Origin of the sequence: Streptococcus oralis, from assembly GCF_001578705.1 — a bacterium.
GTDB lineage: Bacteria > Bacillota > Bacilli > Lactobacillales > Streptococcaceae > Streptococcus > Streptococcus oralis_J.
On record NZ_KQ969037.1, the window covers coordinates 1,101,140 to 1,120,539 of the forward strand.

At 35.7% G+C, this 19,400-nt stretch carries 17 protein-coding genes; all 17 read right to left on the bottom strand.

What is annotated here, in order from left to right; all coding sequences use genetic code 11:
- Positions 1–234 precede the first annotated feature (234 nt).
- Positions 235–1,419 carry a UDP-N-acetyl glucosamine 2-epimerase gene (locus SORDD05_RS05465; RefSeq protein WP_061417587.1) on the bottom strand — a complete coding sequence of 395 codons (1,185 nt, stop codon included), beginning with the start codon at positions 1,417–1,419 and terminating at the stop codon, positions 235–237.
- The gene (locus SORDD05_RS05470; RefSeq protein ID WP_061417589.1) at positions 1,420–2,649 is read right to left on the bottom strand and encodes a capsular polysaccharide biosynthesis protein CapF; all 1,230 of its coding nucleotides are present in this window, start codon (positions 2,647–2,649) and stop codon (positions 1,420–1,422) included.
- 2 nt (positions 2,650–2,651) lie between these two features.
- Positions 2,652–3,695 carry a nucleoside-diphosphate sugar epimerase/dehydratase gene (locus SORDD05_RS05475; RefSeq protein ID WP_061417591.1) on the bottom strand — a complete coding sequence of 348 codons (1,044 nt, stop codon included), beginning with the start codon at positions 3,693–3,695 and terminating at the stop codon, positions 2,652–2,654.
- 3 nt (positions 3,696–3,698) lie between these two features.
- The gene (wecB, locus tag SORDD05_RS05480) at positions 3,699–4,796 is read right to left on the bottom strand and encodes a non-hydrolyzing UDP-N-acetylglucosamine 2-epimerase (protein WP_061417592.1); all 1,098 of its coding nucleotides are present in this window, start codon (positions 4,794–4,796) and stop codon (positions 3,699–3,701) included.
- Positions 4,797–4,824: 28 nt separating this feature from the next.
- Positions 4,825–6,048 (bottom strand): nucleotide sugar dehydrogenase, encoded by a 1,224-nt coding sequence (locus SORDD05_RS05485; protein WP_061417595.1) that lies wholly within the window; start codon positions 6,046–6,048, stop codon positions 4,825–4,827.
- Positions 6,041–7,585 (bottom strand): lipopolysaccharide biosynthesis protein, encoded by a 1,545-nt coding sequence (locus tag SORDD05_RS05490; protein ID WP_061417598.1) that lies wholly within the window; start codon positions 7,583–7,585, stop codon positions 6,041–6,043. The genes SORDD05_RS05485 and SORDD05_RS05490 overlap by 8 nt, the downstream gene beginning before the upstream one ends.
- Positions 7,582–8,769, bottom strand: coding sequence for a glycosyltransferase family 4 protein (locus tag SORDD05_RS05495; RefSeq protein ID WP_061417601.1), 1,188 nt, complete (start codon positions 8,767–8,769; stop codon positions 7,582–7,584). Before SORDD05_RS05495 ends, SORDD05_RS05490 begins: the two co-directional genes overlap by 4 nt.
- A 42-nt stretch (positions 8,770–8,811) precedes the next feature.
- Positions 8,812–9,990: a glycosyltransferase family 4 protein gene (locus tag SORDD05_RS05500; protein WP_061417604.1), complete on the bottom strand. Its 1,179-nt coding sequence runs from the start codon at positions 9,988–9,990 to the stop codon at positions 8,812–8,814.
- A 1-nt stretch (position 9,991) separates the two neighbouring features.
- Positions 9,992–11,068: a glycosyltransferase family 4 protein gene (locus SORDD05_RS05505; protein ID WP_061417606.1), complete on the bottom strand. Its 1,077-nt coding sequence runs from the start codon at positions 11,066–11,068 to the stop codon at positions 9,992–9,994.
- Entirely contained in the window at positions 11,043–12,254 is a 1,212-nt protein-coding gene (locus SORDD05_RS05510; protein WP_061417608.1) for an O-antigen ligase family protein, read from the bottom strand. Before SORDD05_RS05510 ends, SORDD05_RS05505 begins: the two co-directional genes overlap by 26 nt.
- 37 nt (positions 12,255–12,291) lie before the next feature.
- Positions 12,292–13,461, bottom strand: a complete 1,170-nt coding sequence (locus SORDD05_RS05515) for a glycosyltransferase (RefSeq protein WP_061417611.1) — start codon at positions 13,459–13,461, stop codon at positions 12,292–12,294.
- Entirely contained in the window at positions 13,458–14,684 is a 1,227-nt protein-coding gene (locus SORDD05_RS05520; protein ID WP_061417849.1) for a glycosyltransferase family 4 protein, read from the bottom strand. Before SORDD05_RS05520 ends, SORDD05_RS05515 begins: the two co-directional genes overlap by 4 nt.
- 4 nt (positions 14,685–14,688) lie before the next feature.
- Positions 14,689–15,288, bottom strand: coding sequence for a sugar transferase (locus SORDD05_RS05525; RefSeq protein ID WP_061417613.1), 600 nt, complete (start codon positions 15,286–15,288; stop codon positions 14,689–14,691).
- A 368-nt stretch (positions 15,289–15,656) separates the two neighbouring features.
- Complete coding sequence (locus SORDD05_RS05530; RefSeq protein WP_061417617.1) at positions 15,657–16,340, bottom strand: tyrosine-protein kinase; 684 nt, start codon at positions 16,338–16,340, stop codon at positions 15,657–15,659.
- A 9-nt stretch (positions 16,341–16,349) separates the two neighbouring features.
- Positions 16,350–17,042: a capsular polysaccharide biosynthesis protein CpsC gene (gene cpsC / locus SORDD05_RS05535; RefSeq protein ID WP_061417620.1), complete on the bottom strand. Its 693-nt coding sequence runs from the start codon at positions 17,040–17,042 to the stop codon at positions 16,350–16,352.
- A gap of 8 nt (positions 17,043–17,050) precedes the next feature.
- Complete coding sequence (gene cps4B, locus SORDD05_RS05540; RefSeq protein ID WP_061417623.1) at positions 17,051–17,782, bottom strand: capsular polysaccharide biosynthesis protein Cps4B; 732 nt, start codon at positions 17,780–17,782, stop codon at positions 17,051–17,053.
- Position 17,783: 1 nt separating this feature from the next.
- On the bottom strand, positions 17,784–19,229 hold the full coding sequence (locus SORDD05_RS05545; protein ID WP_061417626.1) for an LCP family glycopolymer transferase CpsA: 1,446 nt from the start codon (positions 19,227–19,229) through the stop codon (positions 17,784–17,786).
- Between the last annotated feature and the right edge of the window lie 171 nt (positions 19,230–19,400).

Below are 19,400 nucleotides of genomic sequence, written 5' to 3' on the forward strand. Positions count from 1 at the left end.
TTTGGTAAAGAAAGCACCTACTTACACTCACCCCTGTTGTTCATGGGAGAGAGAAACTAATGAAAATCACATGCGCCTTATCCGCAGATTATTTCCTATAGGATCAAAAACAGCGACTAGAAGACTAGCTGTTCAAATAGAATCTCGGATCAATAATGATCCTAAAAAGATATTAAACTACAAGACTAACTCTTAGAGAAATTATCTCAAGTAATCAACTTGAAATTTGACATTTTACTTTTTTCTCCAAACCATCCTGTCTACAATACCTGTATAACTCTGTATTATTTTAACAACTTTAGTAGAGACATTTTCCTCCACATAGTCTGGAACTGGAAGACCAAAATCTCCATCTCCATGCAAACTAACAGCAGTTTCAACTGCTTGAAGAAGAGACTTTTCATCAATTCCTGCCAAAACAAATCCTGCTTTGTCCAAGGACTCAGGACGTTCTGTACTAGTACGGATACAAACAGCTGGGAAGGGATTACCTTGACTAGTAAAGAAACTACTTTCTTCTGGTAAAGTTCCCGAATCAGACACTACAGCAAAAGCATTCATCTGCAAGCAATTGTAATCATGGAATCCCAGCGGTTCATGCTGAATCACACGCTTATCTAACTCAAAACCGCTCTCTTTTAATTTTTTCTTAGATCGAGGATGACAAGAATACAAGATTGGCATATTATACTTTACAGCTAGTTTATTAATAGCTGTAAAGAGTGAAATAAAATTCTTATCTGTATCAATATTTTCCTCACGATGCGCTGAAAGTAAGATATACTTTCCTTTTTCCAATCCCAAACGTTTATGGATATCTGACGATTCAATAGCAGCTAAATTTTTATGTAAGACTTCTGCCATAGGAGAACCTGTCACATAGGTTCGCTCCTTAGGTAAACCACACTCATGTAAATACTTGCGAGCATGTTCAGAGTAGGCTAGATTGACATCTGAAATAATATCCACAATACGACGATTGGTCTCCTCCGGCAGGCACTCATCCTTACAGCGATTCCCTGCTTCCATATGAAAAATTGGGATATGCAAACGCTTTGCTGCAATAGCTGATAAACAAGAATTCGTATCTCCCAAAATCAATAGAGCATCTGGTTTGATTTGATTCATCAATTTATAAGAAGTATTGATAATGTTCCCTATAGTAGCACCAAGATCATCTCCAACAGAATCCATATAAACATCAGGAGCATCCAAACCTAAATCATCAAAGAAAATACCATTTAGATTGTAATCATAGTTCTGCCCGGTATGTGCCAAAATCACATCGAAATACTTACGACACTTAGTAATAACACTACTTAGACGAATAATCTCTGGACGCGTCCCCACAACAATTAATAACTTAAGTCTGTCATTATTCAAGAAACGAATATCGCTATAATCTGTTCTAATCTTCATTTATTTCTCCACTGGTTCAAAAAAAGTATCTGGATGGTTAGGATCAAAGGATTCATTAGCCCACATAACCGTAACTAAATTTTCTGTATCAGAAAGATTAATGATATTATGAGCATATCCTGGTACCATATGTATAGCTTCGATCTTCTCTCCTGATACTTCAAAATTGAAAATAGGGTATTCTTGTCCGTTCTCATCCAACCCCATTCGTCTTTCTTGGATCAAAGCACGACCTGACACAACCATAAAAAATTCCCACTTGGAGTGATGCCAATGCTGTCCCTTAGTAATACCTGGTTTAGAAATATTAACTGAAAATTGTCCCGCTCCCTCTGTTTTTAACAACTCAGTAAAACTACCTCGTTCATCCACATTCATCTTGAGTGGAAACTTAAATTTATCTACTGGTAGATAAGATAGGTAGGTCGAGTAAAGTTTCTTAGCAAAGGATCCACGAGGAATTTCGGGCATAATCAGACTATCGGGCTGTTTTTTAAATGTCTCTAATAGAGTAACAATTTCGCCTAAAGTTGCACGATGAGTTGTTGGAACGTAACAATAAGTTCCCAATGGGTTAGGCAAAACCTGCAGACCGTCTAAATCACAACGATGAGGATGTCCCTCTAAAGCAGCCAAACACTCCATTATCAAATCATCTATATAAAGCAAATCCAATTCTACACTTGGATCATTCACCTGAATAGGTAGATCATGAGCCAAATTATAACAGAAGGTTGCCACTGCGGAGTTATAGTTAGGACGACACCATTTGCCATAGAGATTTGGAAAGCGATAAACCAAAACAGTTGCTCCCGTTCTCTTTCCATATTTGAAGAATAACTTCTCTCCTGCTAGTTTAGATTGTCCGTAGACAGAATCTGTAAAACGTCCTTCTAGGCTTGCTTGAGTAGAACTAGAGAGTAAAATGGGGCAAATATTTCTATGCTTTTCCAAAGTATCCAACAATATACTAGAAAATCCATAATTCCCCTCCATGAACTCATCAGGATTCTGAGGACGATTGACACCCGCTAGATGGAATACAAAATCTGCCTTCTTACAATATTCTTCCAAGAAAGCAGGATCTGTATCGCGATCATACTGAAAAATCTCCCCAATCTCCAAGCCTGGTCGAGACTTATCCCGTCCGTCCTTCAAAGCTTCTAGGGTACAAATGAGGTTTTTACCCACAAATCCTTTGGAACCAGTCACTAAAATGTTTAACGGCATATTTATACCTCCATCAAAGTCAATTCTTCTTGAATATATGGAAGTTCCAAGAGTTTTTCCTTAACTTGCTCTACATTCATCAAATCAGTATTATTGCTATTGAACTCTGTCAATAGGTTCCTATTCGTACTACCATCTTTAAAGTATTTGTCATAGTTGAGGTTACGGTTATCACTCGGTACTCGATAAAATTCACCCAGATCAATAGCATTAGCACACTCTTCATTGGTTAGTAAGGTTTCATACATTTTTTCACCATGCCGAATTCCTATAATTTGGATACCTCTCTCTGGAGAAAAAATTTCTAACACAGCCTTAGCTAATACTTCAATAGTGCAAGCTGGTGCTTTCTGAACTAAAACATCCCCAGATTTTCCTTCTTCAAATGCAAATAAAACCAAATCCACTGCCTCTTCTAACGTCATCACAAATCGTGTCATATCTGGTTCAGTAATAGTGATAGGATTTCCTTGCTTAATTTGTTCAATCCAGAGTGGCACTACAGAACCTCGACTACAAAGAACATTACCGTAACGAGTAACACAAATCTTGGTTTTATCCTCGCTAATAGTACGAGATTTGGCAACAGCCACCTTTTCCATCATGGCTTTAGAAGTTCCCATGGCATTAACAGGGTAGGCAGCCTTATCGGTAGATAGACAAATAACATTCTTAACTCCAGCTTCAATAGCTGCACTTAAAACATTTTCTGTCCCTATAACATTAGTCTTTACAGCCTCAAGTGGAAAAAACTCGCAAGAGGGTACTTGCTTCAGAGCAGCAGCATGAAAAACATAGTCAACACCATACATGGCATTCTTTACCGACTGCAGATCGCGCACATCACCTATATAAAATCTAATCTTCCCCGCCACTTCCGGTAATTTAGCCTGAAATTCATGACGCATATCATCCTGCTTTTTTTCATCGCGGGAAAAAATACGAATTTCACCAATATCAGTCTGTAAAAAACGATTAAGAACAGCATTGCCAAATGAACCTGTTCCTCCTGTAATTAGGAGAGTTTTTCCTGTAAATTGTGACATATATTATACTTCTCCTTCTAGTATGTCTGCAATTTTCTTGCAAGCTGTTCCATCTCCATACGGATTTGAAGCTTGGCTCATCGCTTGATAAACTGAATCATTTTCTAACAATTCTTTAAAATGTCTATAAATATTGTCCTCATCAGTACCTACAAGCTTCAAAGTTCCTGCTTTAATTCCCTCTGGACGCTCAGTTGTATCTCTCATAACTAAAACAGGTTTTCCTAAACTAGGTGCCTCTTCTTGGATACCACCACTATCTGTTAAAATGAGATAACTCCGTGATAAAAAGTTATGAAAATCTAATACTTCCAACGGATCGATCATTTTGATACGTTCACATCCGCTTAGTTCTTCCTCAGCAATTTGACGAACTAGAGGATTCATATGAATGGGGTAAAGAGCCTTTATATCCGAATGTTCTTCAATGATACGTCGGATTGCTCTAAACATGTGCCTCATCGGGTCACCAATATTTTCGCGACGATGAGCAGTAATTAATATTAGTTTGCTATCCCCAACCCAATTTAACTCAGGATGAGTATAATCCTCTTGAATTGTAGTTTGTAAAGCATCAATTGCTGTATTACCAGTGATAAATATAGCTTCAGAATTTTTTCCTTCTCTCAAGAGATTGTCTTTTGAGAGTTGTGTTGGTGTAAAATGATACTGAGCCAAAGCACCTACTGCTTGACGATTAAATTCTTCAGGATAAGGTGAATAAATATCATAAGTACGCAAACCAGCCTCTACATGTCCAATTGGAATCTGTAGATAAAAGGCGGCCAGTGAACTGGCAAATGTTGTACTCGTATCCCCATGAACTAATATTAAATCAGGATTAACTGACTCTAAGACAGTCTTCATGCCTTCCAAAATGCCAATTGTGACATCAAAGAGAGTTTGTTTGTCCTTCATAATAGATAAATCAAAATCAGGCGTAATCCTAAAAGTATCCAAAACTTGATCCAGCATTTGACGATGTTGACCCGTAACACAGACCAATGTTTCAAGATTCTTACGTGTTCTTAGCTCTTTAACCAAGGGACACATCTTGATAGCTTCGGGACGAGTTCCGAAAATTACAACTATTTTTTTCATAGTCAATCCTTACTTTATTTATCACTAATTACAATCTGTAAGTTCCATCAAGATGACAGATATAACGTGTATCTAACACTATCTTATCTTTTAGTTTATTCATATTTTGTAAAATCTCATCATGACCAACCAACAGTACAACAATATCAACATTAGATAAAAATTCATCTAAATCATGTAACTGATTCGCCACAACATTTTTTTCTATAAATGGATCATATACTTTAATAGCAGGTGTTGCCAGATGGCGGCTCATAGATTCTAATAACTGAAGTGTTGGAGATTCACGCATATCATCTACATTCTCTTTGTAGGTGAGACCATATAGACCAACCCGACTAATATCTGTTAGATGATGTTCGTTCATAATGGTATAGATACGATTTAATACAAATTCTGGCATGGCAGCATTTGTTCGCATAGAATGTCCAATAACATTTGTCAACTCAGGATAATCTCCAACTAAGAACCAAGGATCCACAGAAATACAATGCCCACCAACACCAGGTCCAGGTTGTAGAATATTTACCCGTGGATGCATATTACAGATCCGGATAATTTCATAAACATCCATATTATCATAACTACAAATCTGTGCTAATTCGTTAGCAAAAGCAATATTTACAGCTCTAAATGTATTTTCTACTACCTTGGTCATCTCCGCAGTTCGAATATCTGTAACAACAATATCGCCCTTACAAAATGAAGCATAAAGCTCTTTCACTTTATAGCCGATTTCTAGGTCATCAGCTCCAATTGTACGGTTATTATTCACCAATTCATAGACCATATTCCCTGGAATAATACGTTCTGGAGCATGGACAAGATGAATATCACTACCAATAACAAAACCTTTTTCTTCTACAACAGGTCGAATAAATTTATCAACCGTTCCTGGTGATACGGTCGATTCAATAATAATAACCGCTCCTTTATTGCAATTATCAAGTACCGTTTTTGTAGCTTCAATCACATAGCTTGGATCAATTTTTTTAGAGAAGGAGTCATATGGTGTTGGAACGGAAATAATATAGGTATCCGTTTGTTGATATTCGGTTGTAAAGTCCACACCCGACTCCACTGCTTTATGGAATAGTTCATCCAATCCATCTTCTTTAAAGGTTGTTTGACCTTCATTTAAAGTTCTCACCAAATCCTGATTGTAGTCAGTTCCAACTACTTTCACGCCGTTTGTTGCCAACATTAAAATTGTTGGCAATCCAATATAACCTAATCCGATTACATTAATCATGATTTTTTTCCTCCAACTTTTTTATAAAATTTTTAACCAATTGAATAAAATATTGAAAATCATCATTTCGCCAATAAATAAAACATAAAGCAAAAAAATTAAATCCAATAACCACTATAAACAACAGTATCAAATCATATATACTATTCACTCTAACCAATCGAGATAAATAGTAACTCGCAATACATAAACCTACAGTTAATAAGATCGTCTGCAACCATTTTAAATAAAACTCTGATAGAGGACGACTAAGTACTTTTTTATAAGTAACAATTGTATCCACCAGTATAAATTGGAAACCAAATCCTAACATTGTTCCAACAAAAACACCTGCAATACCTATATAATTTACTAAAATTACTGAAACAACTAAATTTAAAATGCCCGCAATTAAAGGAGAAAAATGATAATCTCTAAAATATCCTTCTCCCAAACGAAAAATGGTTGTACAATTTCCAGTTTGTCTAACGAATAACATACCAACTATTGCAATCACACCTGTAAATGATAAAGTATAATTTTCTCCAATCCAAATAGTAATAAAAGGATTTACCAATACTAGAAGACAACTTGAGCAAAATGATAAAAAGAAAAAATTTATAAAACGTAATCTATTGAAGATTTCATTTTTTTTCTCTATAGAAGCTGAAAGAGATAGGTTTCCAATAGAAGCCTGAATCGGATTAAAAATTCCTCCAAAGAAAATATATACGATTGATAAAATATAAGCATAGTTCGAATACTTACCAACCATAACTATTCCTAAAACAATGGAAATAACTATACTATCTGTTGAATTCATTAATTCGTTAAAGATTTGTCGAACAGAGGTAGCATATACATTTTTCCAAACTAGTCGTCTTTCCATCTTTGGAAGTGGAGCTATCCCTTTAAATTTATGAATACTTGGATACATTTTATCTACTTTTAAACTAATTACTAGGTTCAAAGTAAGATTTTTAGCAATTTTTAAAATAATATATAGATAAAAATCTTTAAAAATCATCAAAGTGATAATTTGTAAAATAGATAAAATTGTCGTTATAATTATATCAAAGATATTCGCAACATAGACCTTTTGATCAGCAACCAATACCCCTCTTTTATATGCAAAGAATAGATAAGTAGAAACTGTATCTGCTAAATAAAGCAAATACAATGCTGTATAGTTCAAATCTTCTGCATTTTTTAAATTTACAATGACTGGTAAAAAAGGAACGAGACACAAACCTAAAATAAGAATAATGATACCAATCACTCGATATATTTTTTTATAAAATTGAACTACTTGAGCTAATTTGTCCCCATCTTTTTCTGCTAAAGGTTTGTACATCAAATAAGCAATTGATGATCCGATCCCTAATTCAGCTAGGGATAAAACTGTTAAGATATTGGTGTATAGACCATTGAAACCTAGATAAGTCTCTCCCAAAACTCGGATAAACACTGTTCTAACTATGAAAGCTAAAACACTCGATATGATAGTACCAACTATTCCAGCTAGAATATTAAAAAAACTATTTTTTACACGACTCATATGTTAATGATTCTTTCATTTTGTGTGAGCTCTTTCCGTAAGTCTCTTCCATATTTTTTAATAGAAAAATAGGCTCCTCTATCTCTATTAGAAGTAATAACCGAAGAGCATTTCCCTTTTTGGTAGACACTCAATAGGGCTGTTTTAAGGTGTTCAACTATACACTCATCATTTGCTACCACAAGGGCATCACTGCCAGCTACAATCTCTGGTATCCCTCCAGCATCTGTTGTAATAACATATTTTCCTGATATCAAAGCTTCACAGACCGTCAAACCCGCTGGTTCCTCCCAAATAGATGGAACAACAATGCAATCTGCAATATGATGATACTTAGGAATGTCATTGTAATTAACATAGCCTGTAAAAACAACTTTATCTGATGCTTGTTTTGCCAATTGCCGTAGCTCTGTTGTGAAAGTATCCAACTCCGTCTGACCAAATATAGAACTACCAACAGCTAGTAATTTTATATTCAAATTCTTTGGTAGCAACAAGAAGGCTTCAAGCAGTTCTTTGATACCTTTATTTTTGTTGATACGTCCAAAAAAACCAATCACAAAATCGTCCGACAAAATTTCCAACTGATTTTTAAGATCTGATAAATCAACTTCAGAGAAATTCTGCAAAAAAAGTTCTGTGTCAATACCATTATAGACAGTCTGTATCGGAACACCTGACGTTACTACTTCTGACCTATCCCTAATATAGTCAGATACTGTGATAATTTTATCATAAACGCTATAATCTACAGAATACTCATTGTCCATTAATAAATCATTATGAAGATGTAAAACAAGATTTCCTTTAAACTTTTTACGAATATAATAACCGTATTCAGGGCGATTTTCAATCAAAACTGTATCAAAATCAGACAAGTCTGATAATTGACTGATATATGCATTCCCTACGAAGAAAGGTGAATATTTATTGATGGTATAACGTATTATTTTGTTTATTTTATATTTAAGTGAATGAGTATCTATATAGACAAATTGAGTATACTTGTATTTTTTTGAAGCCTCACGTGCCTTCTTATGATCACAACTAACGACCGTAATTTCGTCATGATTATATTTCTCATTGTAAATTAAATAATTATCAATGAGATTTTCTACTGCCCCCCCTTTTACAGCTGGAATCGGTAGTCCGCTCACTCCGACTGAAACAATACAAATTTTCATTAAATCCACCTTTCCCATAAAAATAACGAAATATAAACTATCTCATTTCGTACATTCCCCTATAAGAATCTTTTCATATTCTCTTGCTTTATCTTCATAATTATAATGTTCAAGGATATAGTGCAGTGCATTCTGAGAGTACTCTTGTCTCTTCTCTTCATCTAGACTCGCAATCATTTTTAATGAATTTCTCAAGCTTAATTTGCTGTTAGCCTTGAACGTCCAACCATTATAATGAGAAGTTCTATCAAGGTTGATATTATTATCTTCCAATAAAACTGGTAAACCACAGGCCTGTGCATCATAAAAACTTAAACTACATTGTTTAGGAAATAAAGCAAAATCTGCTACTTGGAAAAACTGTGCTAATTTTTGATATTTTTGAGTCGGAAAACGCAAGATTTGATTTTCAGATTGGGAGAAACTTTTCTCGACAGCTTCTCCATACTCTCCATTTGTATTACCCACTATAATGAAAACAATTGGTTGCTCCGTATTTAACTTTTTACTTAGGGATTCTGCCAAAAACATCCCCCCCTTATGCTCATCTAACTTTCCTGCATAAACACAAATAAGAGCATCTGAAGCGATCTGATATTGAGAACGAAAATCTTCCTTAATCTGGCTATCTGCGTGAAAGAACGCTGTATCCGACCCATAAGAAATCCATGGAGCTTGCGACAAAGGAATTCCCAAGTGTTTTTCAACATAGTTATCATCTTGCGTTCGGATAATTGGTATCTGTTCTTTTATCAAAATGGGAGTAATCAAGGTTTTATAAAATCTCCTAAAGTAGGTGTTGAAAGGATTTTTTGATGCCATCTCAAGCATATGACTATCAGTGACGATTCTGCAATTAAGTTTCTTTCGTGCTAAAAGGAGACGAATCCCTGTTAAAGTGTCGTTCCCATGAATATACAATACATCTGGAGAAAGACCCTTAATAGTTGAAATAAGCTTTCTAGAAAAAATTGCTCGTCCGCTTACAAAACCATGAAGAGGCAAGCGAATGATCTTCACATGATACTTTTCTTCATAGCTTCTATCTCTCTCCTCTATATTTTCTCGTCCAAAAAATTGGGTAAGATTATCGGGGATTTTATCCATTTCTGAAGTGATGATCACTTGTTCATGACCAAACTTTGCTAGATATTTTGGTAAAACATTAATCTGGTAACCTGCATCTGGATGAAAAAAATCTTCTACATGGACTATTTTCATATTATCTTCTTTCTATCTTTAAAAGATTTTTCCACTTATCTAGGATATAAGTTGTTGACAATTCTTCTACTGGAATAACACTCGATTTTGCAACTTGTTCTCGCAACTCTAAACTAGCCATCAATTTAGATAAAGTTTTTGCATAGATATTTACATCAAAACAATCAATCAAAAAACCATTTCTTCCATCTGAAATAATATCAGATGGGCCACAGTTACAATCAAATGAAACAACTGGCATCTGGCAGTTTTTAGCCTCTAATAATACAGTTGGTAATCCTTCATGTCGTGATGTCATGGCGTAGATAGAGTAGTCAGGATAGAGCTCCCGAACATTCTGAACAAGCCCTTTCAAATTTATAAAACCTTCTAAATGGTATTCCCTGACTTTCTCCTCTAATTTTTCTCTATCGGAACCATCACCATAAATGTCCCACTGCCAATCTGGATAGCTTAATTGTATTTGACTAGCTACCTCAAGAGCCAGATCAAAACCTTTTTGTCGTCCTAAAGAGCCAACACTGATAATTTTTTTAGAAGAGAGCTGACACTTAGCTGTTTGTGAATTCATGTCTAGGATATTATAGATTTGTTCAATATGAGCCTTAGGACGATTCTCTTTGTAAAATCCTTCATCTTTTTTAGTCAAGACAACAATACTCTCAGCAAAACGACAGGCTAGTTTTCGCCCCAACCACTCTAGACCAAACGATCTCCCAAAGTAAAAACATTGATGTTCCCATGCCAAAAGTCTGGTAGGAATCCCCAAACTAGCAAACCAAAGAAAGGATACTAGACCAGTTCCTGACGATAGAACAACATCAAACTGCTGTTTTTTCAACACTTTTCGCAAAGCTCCACTAACTTTTAAAAAATTCTTCTTCAAATTAACATGTTCTTTCAAAAGATAGCTCACCTGAACTCTATCTGAAAGTTCAAAAGCTGGTAGCTCATTTTCCGAAAAGATGCTGATAATTGTAACGTCTATATTTTGGCAAAGTTCATTAACAAGAGCTGTCGTGACGCGCTGCACTCCTCCTATTTTTGAAATATCAGATAATAAAATTGCTAACTTCATCCTTTTCCTGCACTTTCCACCTGTAGTAACAATAAGTAAAGATCACCAAAAACCATAGTCTACCATCTGCAAGATAGCTTCCACTGAAACTCATGTGAACATATACTTCTAGAAACATCAGAATAAATAAATTCACTTTCCAATCTATTTTACGTAATTTGTACAATATTACTGAAGAAGCACAGAAAGCCGAAAGAATAATTAATAAACCAAAACTTCCCATATCATGCAATAAATCCAATACAATATTATGTGAATATCCATTAAATTTTAAAAAAGTTGAACCAACTCCCCATCCTAAAAAGGGTTTTTCCTGTATTGCAGACCAAACAGTATCATAGATCAATAATCTATTATCTGTAGATATACGTTCAGGTCTGCCGAAGAAGTTCAACAATCGCTCTCCACCGTCCATATTCAAGAGCCATGTCAAATCCAAACCTTTTGTAAAAAAAACAACTAGAGCTATAGCAGACAGGCCTCCAATAAATGAGAAAAGGAACTTAAATTTCATAGCAATTCTTATTAATAATATTCCTGTAAAAATAATTAATAAAATAAAGGCACCTCTCCCACCTCCTGAGAGTGCATTAAAAGCTTGAATCAAAAGTAAAAAATATCTAATAAAATTCCACGCTGAGAATCTGAAATACGTCAGTTGCTCCTCCAATATTTTCTCTTTGTATATAATATTAAACACATTAATCATATAAGCTGTCATGGCATAATAAGATAAAGATTGGTAAATAATAATGCTATTTCTAGGAGATAGGGCTGCTAAAAATGATGTCAATGTATAGAAAATCATCATAGGTTCTGACCATTTTATGAAACCTTTTATATGATTATTCTTAGCTAACAGCATCGCTACTAATATCGCAGGAACTGGACGAATCAGAAAGGAATTGAAGAAAGACTGATACAACTCTACGTTAGTCGAATAAAAAAAGCGAGTTGAATAAAAGATTAAAATAAAAATACAAATCAATAGAGATATAAAAACTTCATATCTTGTATAATATATTCTAGTAATAAAAATTCCTATTGAGACAACAGCCAAAAGAGAACCTGCAATTTGTAAACTAATATTCGGGAAAAACACCTTTAACGAATCAATAAAAGCATAAGAATTTGGAAGAGTCCAAGCTACAATAGCCAAAAGGTGATAATAAATTCTTTTCATCATTTTAATGCAAATTCCTCGTTTTCCTATAAGTCAAGTTCTAATATAAATATTTCATTTGTTTAATAAAACTTGCAATTGAAAAATCCAATTTTTCTGTTTTAGATAGCTGAGAGACTTTTTCTAACGAAGATAAAATAGAAGCTACGTTTCTATCCTGACAAACGAGACCATAAAGTTTAGCACTTTCTACACTACCACCTGTCGGATAGCTGATAACTGGTGTCCCACAAGAAATAGCTTCTAAATTAGTTGTCGGGTAATTATCTTGATAAGTAGGATTTAGGAATACATCCGCTAGTGTATACCATGCTGCCAACTCTTCTGGACTATTAGTTTCTGTTAACCCAATGATTCCTTTGGGTAGTTTTTTGAGTTGCCTATCTTTTAACCCTATCAAAACTATTCTCTGATTATCAGTTAGATCATTCGCGAGCGCTAACATATCAGAAAATCCCTTTCTATCATCCCAGATAGCAGCCACACCAAGCAATACCTGCTTTCCTTCAAGATGGTATCTTTTTCTCAATTTTTGAGCGGCTATTAGCCTCGGTTGAAAGACAGTAGTATCAATACCATTATGAATTACTTTCACTGGATATTCTTTTAAAAATGACTGTCTTACTAAATTAGCTAGCCATTGAGACGGAGTAACAATAGTGAGATTAGGAATATGAGTAAGACATTTTTTCTTTCTTTGATAATTTCGCTTTGAAAAATTCACGAACGACTTGGGATAATCATTTTTCTGAGATGGATGGTCACAAACCCCCTTTGACTCACATTCCAAACAATCAAAGTAAGCCGAGTGTCCTGTAAATGCCCAACAATCATGCAAAGTCCATATAATCTTTTTACCGCATATTCGGAGATAATCAAATAACAGTTCAACATTGATATAATATCCATGAAGGTTATGGAGATGAATAATATCAGGATCAAACTCTTTCATCCATTTAATAAAGTTAAGCGTTGCCTGCCTACTTCCAAAACCAGATTCATCAAATAATCGGGAACGAATTGCATGAAAATGGAAATCAGACTTTGTACCAATTTTCACTGCATATTGTTGAAATTGTTTTGGAACATACTCACGACCATAAGCAATTTTAACTTCATATCCTTCTTCTGTCAAAGCAGTTGCGATATCCGTACAAATTCTACCAGTACTCCTAATACCACAAACGGAATTAATCATTAAAACCTTCATGATAGAAGCCCCTCTTTTAAATGATTTTCTAAGTATGTCATAAACCACTCTTTCGAAAACTGTTCTTCATAATAACAACGAGCTTGCCTTCCTAGTTTCTCTCTTTCCTCTACAGAAAGCAAACAGAACTTACGAATATTTTGCACTAACTGATCAACATCCCCTTCTGGACTTATGAAACCACATTCTGCTTCTTCTACAACTCTCTGAGTATCTCCTGAAATCGCCCCTATAATTGGTTTTCCTGCCGCCATATAAGATTGTACCTTGCCTGGTAAGGTGCGAGAAATTATAGAGTCGCCTATTAAAGAAACTAGCATCGCATCTGATTTTGTATAAAAATCAGGCATCTCTTCTAATGGACGTCTACCATAAAATGAAGTGTTCTCTAATTCTAATTCACATGCTAATTTTTGCATGTTTAATAGTTCCGTACCATCTCCAACAAAATGAAAATGAACTCTCTTTGCTAAATCAGGAATCTGTTCTATTGCACTAGCTGCTTTCAAAATAGTCTCTAAATTCTGAGCTTTTCCAATATTTCCAGCAAAAGTTAAGTTGATAGCATTTTTGTTCGTTTTTAATTCACTTGGTACAAATAAATCCTCTGCATATTGTGGTAAGTAAGTAATTTTGTGGAGAGGAATATTAAATTTTTTTACAAAATAATCTTTAAAAGATAGACTAGTAACAAATATATAATCGCTGGCTTGATATACTTTTTTTGAAATAAATTCAAATATCTTGTAAATCAATCCATTTTCCTTCACCCCACCCACAATTAAACTATCTGGCCAAACATCCATGCAATACAAAAACATAGGTTTATTGTACTTGTTCTTATAAACTATGCCGGCCCAAGCCATCATAACTGGAGATAGTTGATTGACAAAGACACAATCAAAATCTAAGCCATTTTTTGCTTTATAACGCCCAAATATAACACCTATCGTAGAAGAAAGAGCAAAACTAAAATAATTCAATATACGGTATAAAGTATTTTTTCTCCTAGCAATTGTATATGAACGAAAAATAGTAACACCATTTATAGTCTCTCTTCTTTTTTTTCTCTTACGATAATCAGCATATATTTCCCCCTCGGGATAGTTAGGAATCCCTGTCAAAACAGCCACCTCATGTCCTCGTTGAACTAGATCCTCACAAATATCTGACAACCTAAACGGTTCTGGCTTGTAATGTTGACAAACAAATAAGATTTTCATTGCCTCAATCCAACTCTTTCTTACCACTACCCTCCACAATTCCCTTACGTTTTAATACGTAAGGGATTGTTCTAACGATACATCTAAGATCCATTCTTAACGACATATGTTTTACATAATAACCATCTATTTCCGCCTTCATCTCTGTTGATAAATTATCACGTCCATTAATTTGTGCCCATCCAGTTAATCCTGGCAAGATATCATTCGCACCATACTGTTCTCTTTCTTTTATCAAATCAAGTTCATTAATAGCCACAGGTCTAGGACCTACAACACTCATGTCACCAACAAGAATGTTCCACAGTTGAGGCAGTTCATCCAAAGATGTTTTTCGCAAGCAAGCACCTACCTTGGTAATCCACTGTTCTGGCTTATCTAAGTCTCGAGTCGCCACATATTTTGGCGATTCAACCTTCATGGTTCGAAATTTAAAGACATAGAACGATTCCTTATGAAGTCCAAATCGCTTTTGTTTAAATATTACTGGTCCTTTTGAATCAAGCTTTATAGCGATTGCAATTATAATAAACACTGGAAACAGTACTATTATTCCTATAAAAGAAAGTAAAATATCCCCTAATCGTTTTATTTTCCTATACATAAATTACCTCTCAAAACAATCTCTCTGTAGAAATTTAAAAACTATCTAACATTTATGATTTTCAAAAACAAGCACTTGATATTTCTTGGTATGAACACAAATGATTACAGTTAATTGTATTACTAGATAAAGTTAAAAATATTACCATTCTACTAGCCATATCAAAACTTTACTATGGAAAAAAACATTTCTCATTTACCTTATTTTTCCATGGTGTGGAAGTAAGAGAATGATTTCAGTCACTAATTATGAAACTCACCTTAAAAACTCTTTTACAAATTTCATTTCAAATCAATATTATTTGAATTCAGCAGTCTCCAAGAATTCTGATTGTAAATCTAAAAGCATCTTTATATATACTTAACGACTTATTTTTTCCCGTAATCTCCATAACTTCCATAAGAACCGTATTTGTCTACCGAAGTATCGAATCTATTCAACACAACTCCTAAAAATGGTTGCCCTGTATGTTCCAGTTGTTCTTTCGCTTTTTGAATATCCCGTCGATTTGTTTCACCTACCTCTGTCACTAAGATAGAAGCATCACATTTTCGCGTAATAATAGCTGCATCAATCACGACACCTACGGGGGCAGTGTCTACAATGATGTAGTCAAAATATTTACGCAAGGTTTCAAGCATTGTACTGAAATTCTTACTTTGAAGAAGAGCTGTCGGATTCGGTGACACAGAGCCAGCCTGAATCACAAAGAGATTTTCAATAGTGGTATCACAAAGCCCCTGTGATAGGTCTGTAGTTCCCGATAAAAAATCTGTCAACCCTGTAATCTTATCCCTTGTTTTAAAAACGCCTGACATAACAGAATTGCGAATATCTCCATCAATCAGCAGCGTTTTATAACCTGCACGCGCAAAAGCATAAGCGATATTGGTGGAAGTCGTTGATTTTCCTTCTCCTGGATTCACTGAAGTGATAGAAAGCACTTTTAAATCATCTCCACTTAACTGTAGATTCGTGCACAAGGCGTTATAATATTCCTCTGCCTTTTTTACAAGATCCAATTTTTCCTGTGAGATTTCTAACGTTGGCATAACTTCCTCCTATTTCATTTTATCCAAATCTGGAACGACCCCTAGAAGCGGAATTTGCAGTACATCTTCGACATCTTCAGGACGTTTCACACGGGTATCGAGTAACTCAATCAAAAGAACAGTAATTACTGTTACGACGACTCCTCCAAGAAAACCAAACAAGATGTTGCGTCGAACATTTGGAGAAGAGGGAGTCGTAGCTGGTCGCGCTTCTTCAAGCGTCGTTACATCAGATACTCGCGTTACAGCGATGATCTTTTCTGCAGCAACTTCTCGTAGAGAATTAGCGATGCGGCTGGCTTCCTCTGGTTGTTTATCCTTGACAGAGATTGAGACGATACGAGTATCAGCTGGTACAGTCACTTGAACTTTGCTAGCTAACGTTTTTGCTGCCATGTCTAATTTCAAATTTGTCACGACCTTTTCCAATACATCCTGCGAAAGGATAATCTCACGGTAGTCTTTTACCAGATAAGATCCTGCCTGCAAGTCCTGATTTGTCAGCCCCGGCTTATCTCCTTGATTACGGTTGACTACGTAAATACGCGTGGTGCTCGTATATTCTGGCTTAACAATAAAAGTGCTATATGCAAAAGCTCCCGCCCCTGTCACAAGTGCCACTAATAAAATAATTAATTTGCGTTTCCACAAGGTTTTAAGTAATTGAAATACATCGATTTCTATCGTATTTTGTTCTTTCATCATTTCTCCTAAATTAGTTGATCCATTACAATTTTTCGAGGGTTGTCTATAAAGAGTTCCTGAGCCTTCGCATCTCCGTATTTTTGAGCAACAAGATCATATGCTTCTGCCATGTGAGGAGGTCTGCCGTCTAGATTGTGCATATCACTTGCAATGACATGAACCAAATCCTGCTCTAAAAAATACTGAGCTCTTTTTTTCATGAATTTATAACGTTCTCCAAAAAGTTTGGGTTTGAGGATGTGTGAACTATTTACTTGCGTGTAACAGCCCATATCGATCAGTTCTCGGACACGTTTTTCATTATTTTCAAGAGCATCATAGCGCTCGATGTGGGCAATGACTGGAGTAATTCCCAACATCAAGATCTTGCTCAAGGCGCTATGAATATCGCGATAAGGGGTGTTCATACTAAACTCTATCAAGGCATAACGACTATCATTGAGGGTTGGAATCCGCTTTTTTTCCAGTTTATCCAAAACATCTGGTGTGTAGTAAATTTCCGCCCCATAAGCAATGACCAAGTCACTCGCAACTTCCTTAGCTATTTCCCGAACCTGAAGAAAATTTTCTGCTATCTTCTCTTCTGGAGTTTCAAACATGCCCTTGCGACGGTGAGAGGTAGAGACAATGGTTCGCACCCCCTGCCTGTAGGCTTCTGTCAAGAGGGCCTTGCTTTCCTCTCTTGACTTGGGACCATCATCTACATCAAAGACAATGTGCGAATGAATATCAATCATTTCATATGCCCTCCAACACGTCTTGAATAGCAGCTTTGACAGATGCAAGGCTACTGTCGTCAATTTCCATCATATAGAGGTTACTATCTGGCATCGCATAGGAAGGGAGATCCATCCGTCCTGTACCTTTCAAGTCTTGCGAGTTCACTTTGTAAGTTCCACCGCTTTCTAACTGAGCATTGACCAAGTTCATCATGGTCTCAAGCGGCATGTTTGTTTGGATAGAATCTTGCAAGCTATCAATGATCGTACTATAATTTTTCAGTGCTTCGGTCGACGTTAATTTTTGAAGGATAGCCACAATCACCTTTTGTTGATTGCGCCCACGGTCACGGTCACCATCCGCTAGGGAGTAGCGCTCACGAACAAAACCGAGAGCCTGTTCTGAATCAAGATGAACATTGCCTACAGGGAATTGAAACTTCCCGTGTAGAGCTGTGAATTCCTGATCATTATAAACATCTACCCCACCCAACAAATCAATCAATTTCAAGAAAGAAGTGAAGTTCAATCGCACATAGTAATTGATATCTACTCCATAGAGATTTTCTAAGGTGTGGATGGATGAATCAACTCCATAAATGCCCGCATGGGTCAATTTATCTCTTTGATTATTTCCACCATCAGCGATTGGTACATAGGCATCACGTGGCGTTGTGGTCAAGAGGATTTTCTTGGTAGCACGATTGACCGTCATCAGGATATTGACGTCTGAGCGCGATACAGAACTAATCGGACCATAGGTATCAATACCACTCACATAGATATTAAAAGACTGACTCTTTGAAGTTTTAGGAGCTTCTACTTTTTTAGTGAATCCCTTGGTATAAATCTTTTTAATCTTTGACGCATAGTCCGGATACTCTGACTCGATGATATTTTCAAAGACGCTATTTAAAACAATGGCCTTGGTGTCACCTGCAATCAGACTCTTGTATGCCGCCAAGTAAGACGAACTCTGGTCAACCGTCAAGTCAGTGTTCTGGCTCGACTTGATATCAGCTAGTAGTTTTTGAATATTTTCATTATCAGTCCCAGTCGGTGCCGTTACACTCGTCAGCTGTTTAACATTCCCAATCTCGCTATCTGCTAAAACAGCGACACTGATAGAATACTCTGAGTAATTAGAAGTCGCATTTAATCGATTGGTCAGTCCAACAAACTGCTGTACTGCAAAGAGTGACACAGAGCTAACAAGGATAGAGAGCACCAATAGAAAAATGGTGAACTTCTCAGCTTTTTTATAGATAATCAAGAGCAGCCCTGCTAAGGCAACTAGTAGAACCAACGCAGTTGCCACTAGATTAAGATATCTAAAAGCAAGGATATTATATTTAAAAATCAAAAACAGTAAAAAGCCAGCCAACAATAGGTAAGCAGCCAACAAGGCTATGTTAATGCTTCGTTTTACTCTCCCCGAGCGAGATCTCTTTGAACGCTTAGTCATAATACCCCCGTACTCAAATAATTAGAGTAATTATATCACAAAAACAGGATAATTTCCATTCACTCCTACAATTCTCAGCGTTTTCATTCCTTTTTCTTAATCATTTTTTGAAGTTATAGCTTTCAGCATTGAGAGTTTTGATAAACAAAAACAAGGCCTCTTGGAGGAGAC

Bases quoted from the DNA above. Each gene is read 5' to 3' on its own strand.
- SORDD05_RS05465 (WP_061417587.1), bottom strand. From the start codon at position 1,419: ATGAAGATTAGAACAGATTATAGCGATATTCGTTTCTTGAATAATGAC.
- SORDD05_RS05470 (WP_061417589.1), bottom strand. From the start codon at position 2,649: ATGCCGTTAAACATTTTAGTGACTGGTTCCAAAGGATTTGTGGGTAAA.
- SORDD05_RS05475 (WP_061417591.1), bottom strand. From the start codon at position 3,695: ATGTCACAATTTACAGGAAAAACTCTCCTAATTACAGGAGGAACAGGT.
- wecB (WP_061417592.1), bottom strand. From the start codon at position 4,796: ATGAAAAAAATAGTTGTAATTTTCGGAACTCGTCCCGAAGCTATCAAG.
- SORDD05_RS05485 (WP_061417595.1), bottom strand. From the start codon at position 6,048: ATGATTAATGTAATCGGATTAGGTTATATTGGATTGCCAACAATTTTA.
- SORDD05_RS05490 (WP_061417598.1), bottom strand. From the start codon at position 7,585: ATGAGTCGTGTAAAAAATAGTTTTTTTAATATTCTAGCTGGAATAGTT.
- SORDD05_RS05495 (WP_061417601.1), bottom strand. From the start codon at position 8,769: ATGAAAATTTGTATTGTTTCAGTCGGAGTGAGCGGACTACCGATTCCA.
- SORDD05_RS05500 (WP_061417604.1), bottom strand. From the start codon at position 9,990: ATGAAAATAGTCCATGTAGAAGATTTTTTTCATCCAGATGCAGGTTAC.
- SORDD05_RS05505 (WP_061417606.1), bottom strand. From the start codon at position 11,068: ATGAAGTTAGCAATTTTATTATCTGATATTTCAAAAATAGGAGGAGTG.
- SORDD05_RS05510 (WP_061417608.1), bottom strand. From the start codon at position 12,254: ATGATGAAAAGAATTTATTATCACCTTTTGGCTATTGTAGCTTGGACT.
- SORDD05_RS05515 (WP_061417611.1), bottom strand. From the start codon at position 13,461: ATGAAGGTTTTAATGATTAATTCCGTTTGTGGTATTAGGAGTACTGGT.
- SORDD05_RS05520 (WP_061417849.1), bottom strand. From the start codon at position 14,684: ATGAAAATCTTATTTGTTTGTCAACATTACAAGCCAGAACCGTTTAGG.
- SORDD05_RS05525 (WP_061417613.1), bottom strand. From the start codon at position 15,288: ATGTATAGGAAAATAAAACGATTAGGGGATATTTTACTTTCTTTTATA.
- SORDD05_RS05530 (WP_061417617.1), bottom strand. From the start codon at position 16,340: ATGCCAACGTTAGAAATCTCACAGGAAAAATTGGATCTTGTAAAAAAG.
- cpsC (WP_061417620.1), bottom strand. From the start codon at position 17,042: ATGAAAGAACAAAATACGATAGAAATCGATGTATTTCAATTACTTAAA.
- cps4B (WP_061417623.1), bottom strand. From the start codon at position 17,782: ATGATTGATATTCATTCGCACATTGTCTTTGATGTAGATGATGGTCCC.
- SORDD05_RS05545 (WP_061417626.1), bottom strand. From the start codon at position 19,229: ATGACTAAGCGTTCAAAGAGATCTCGCTCGGGGAGAGTAAAACGAAGC.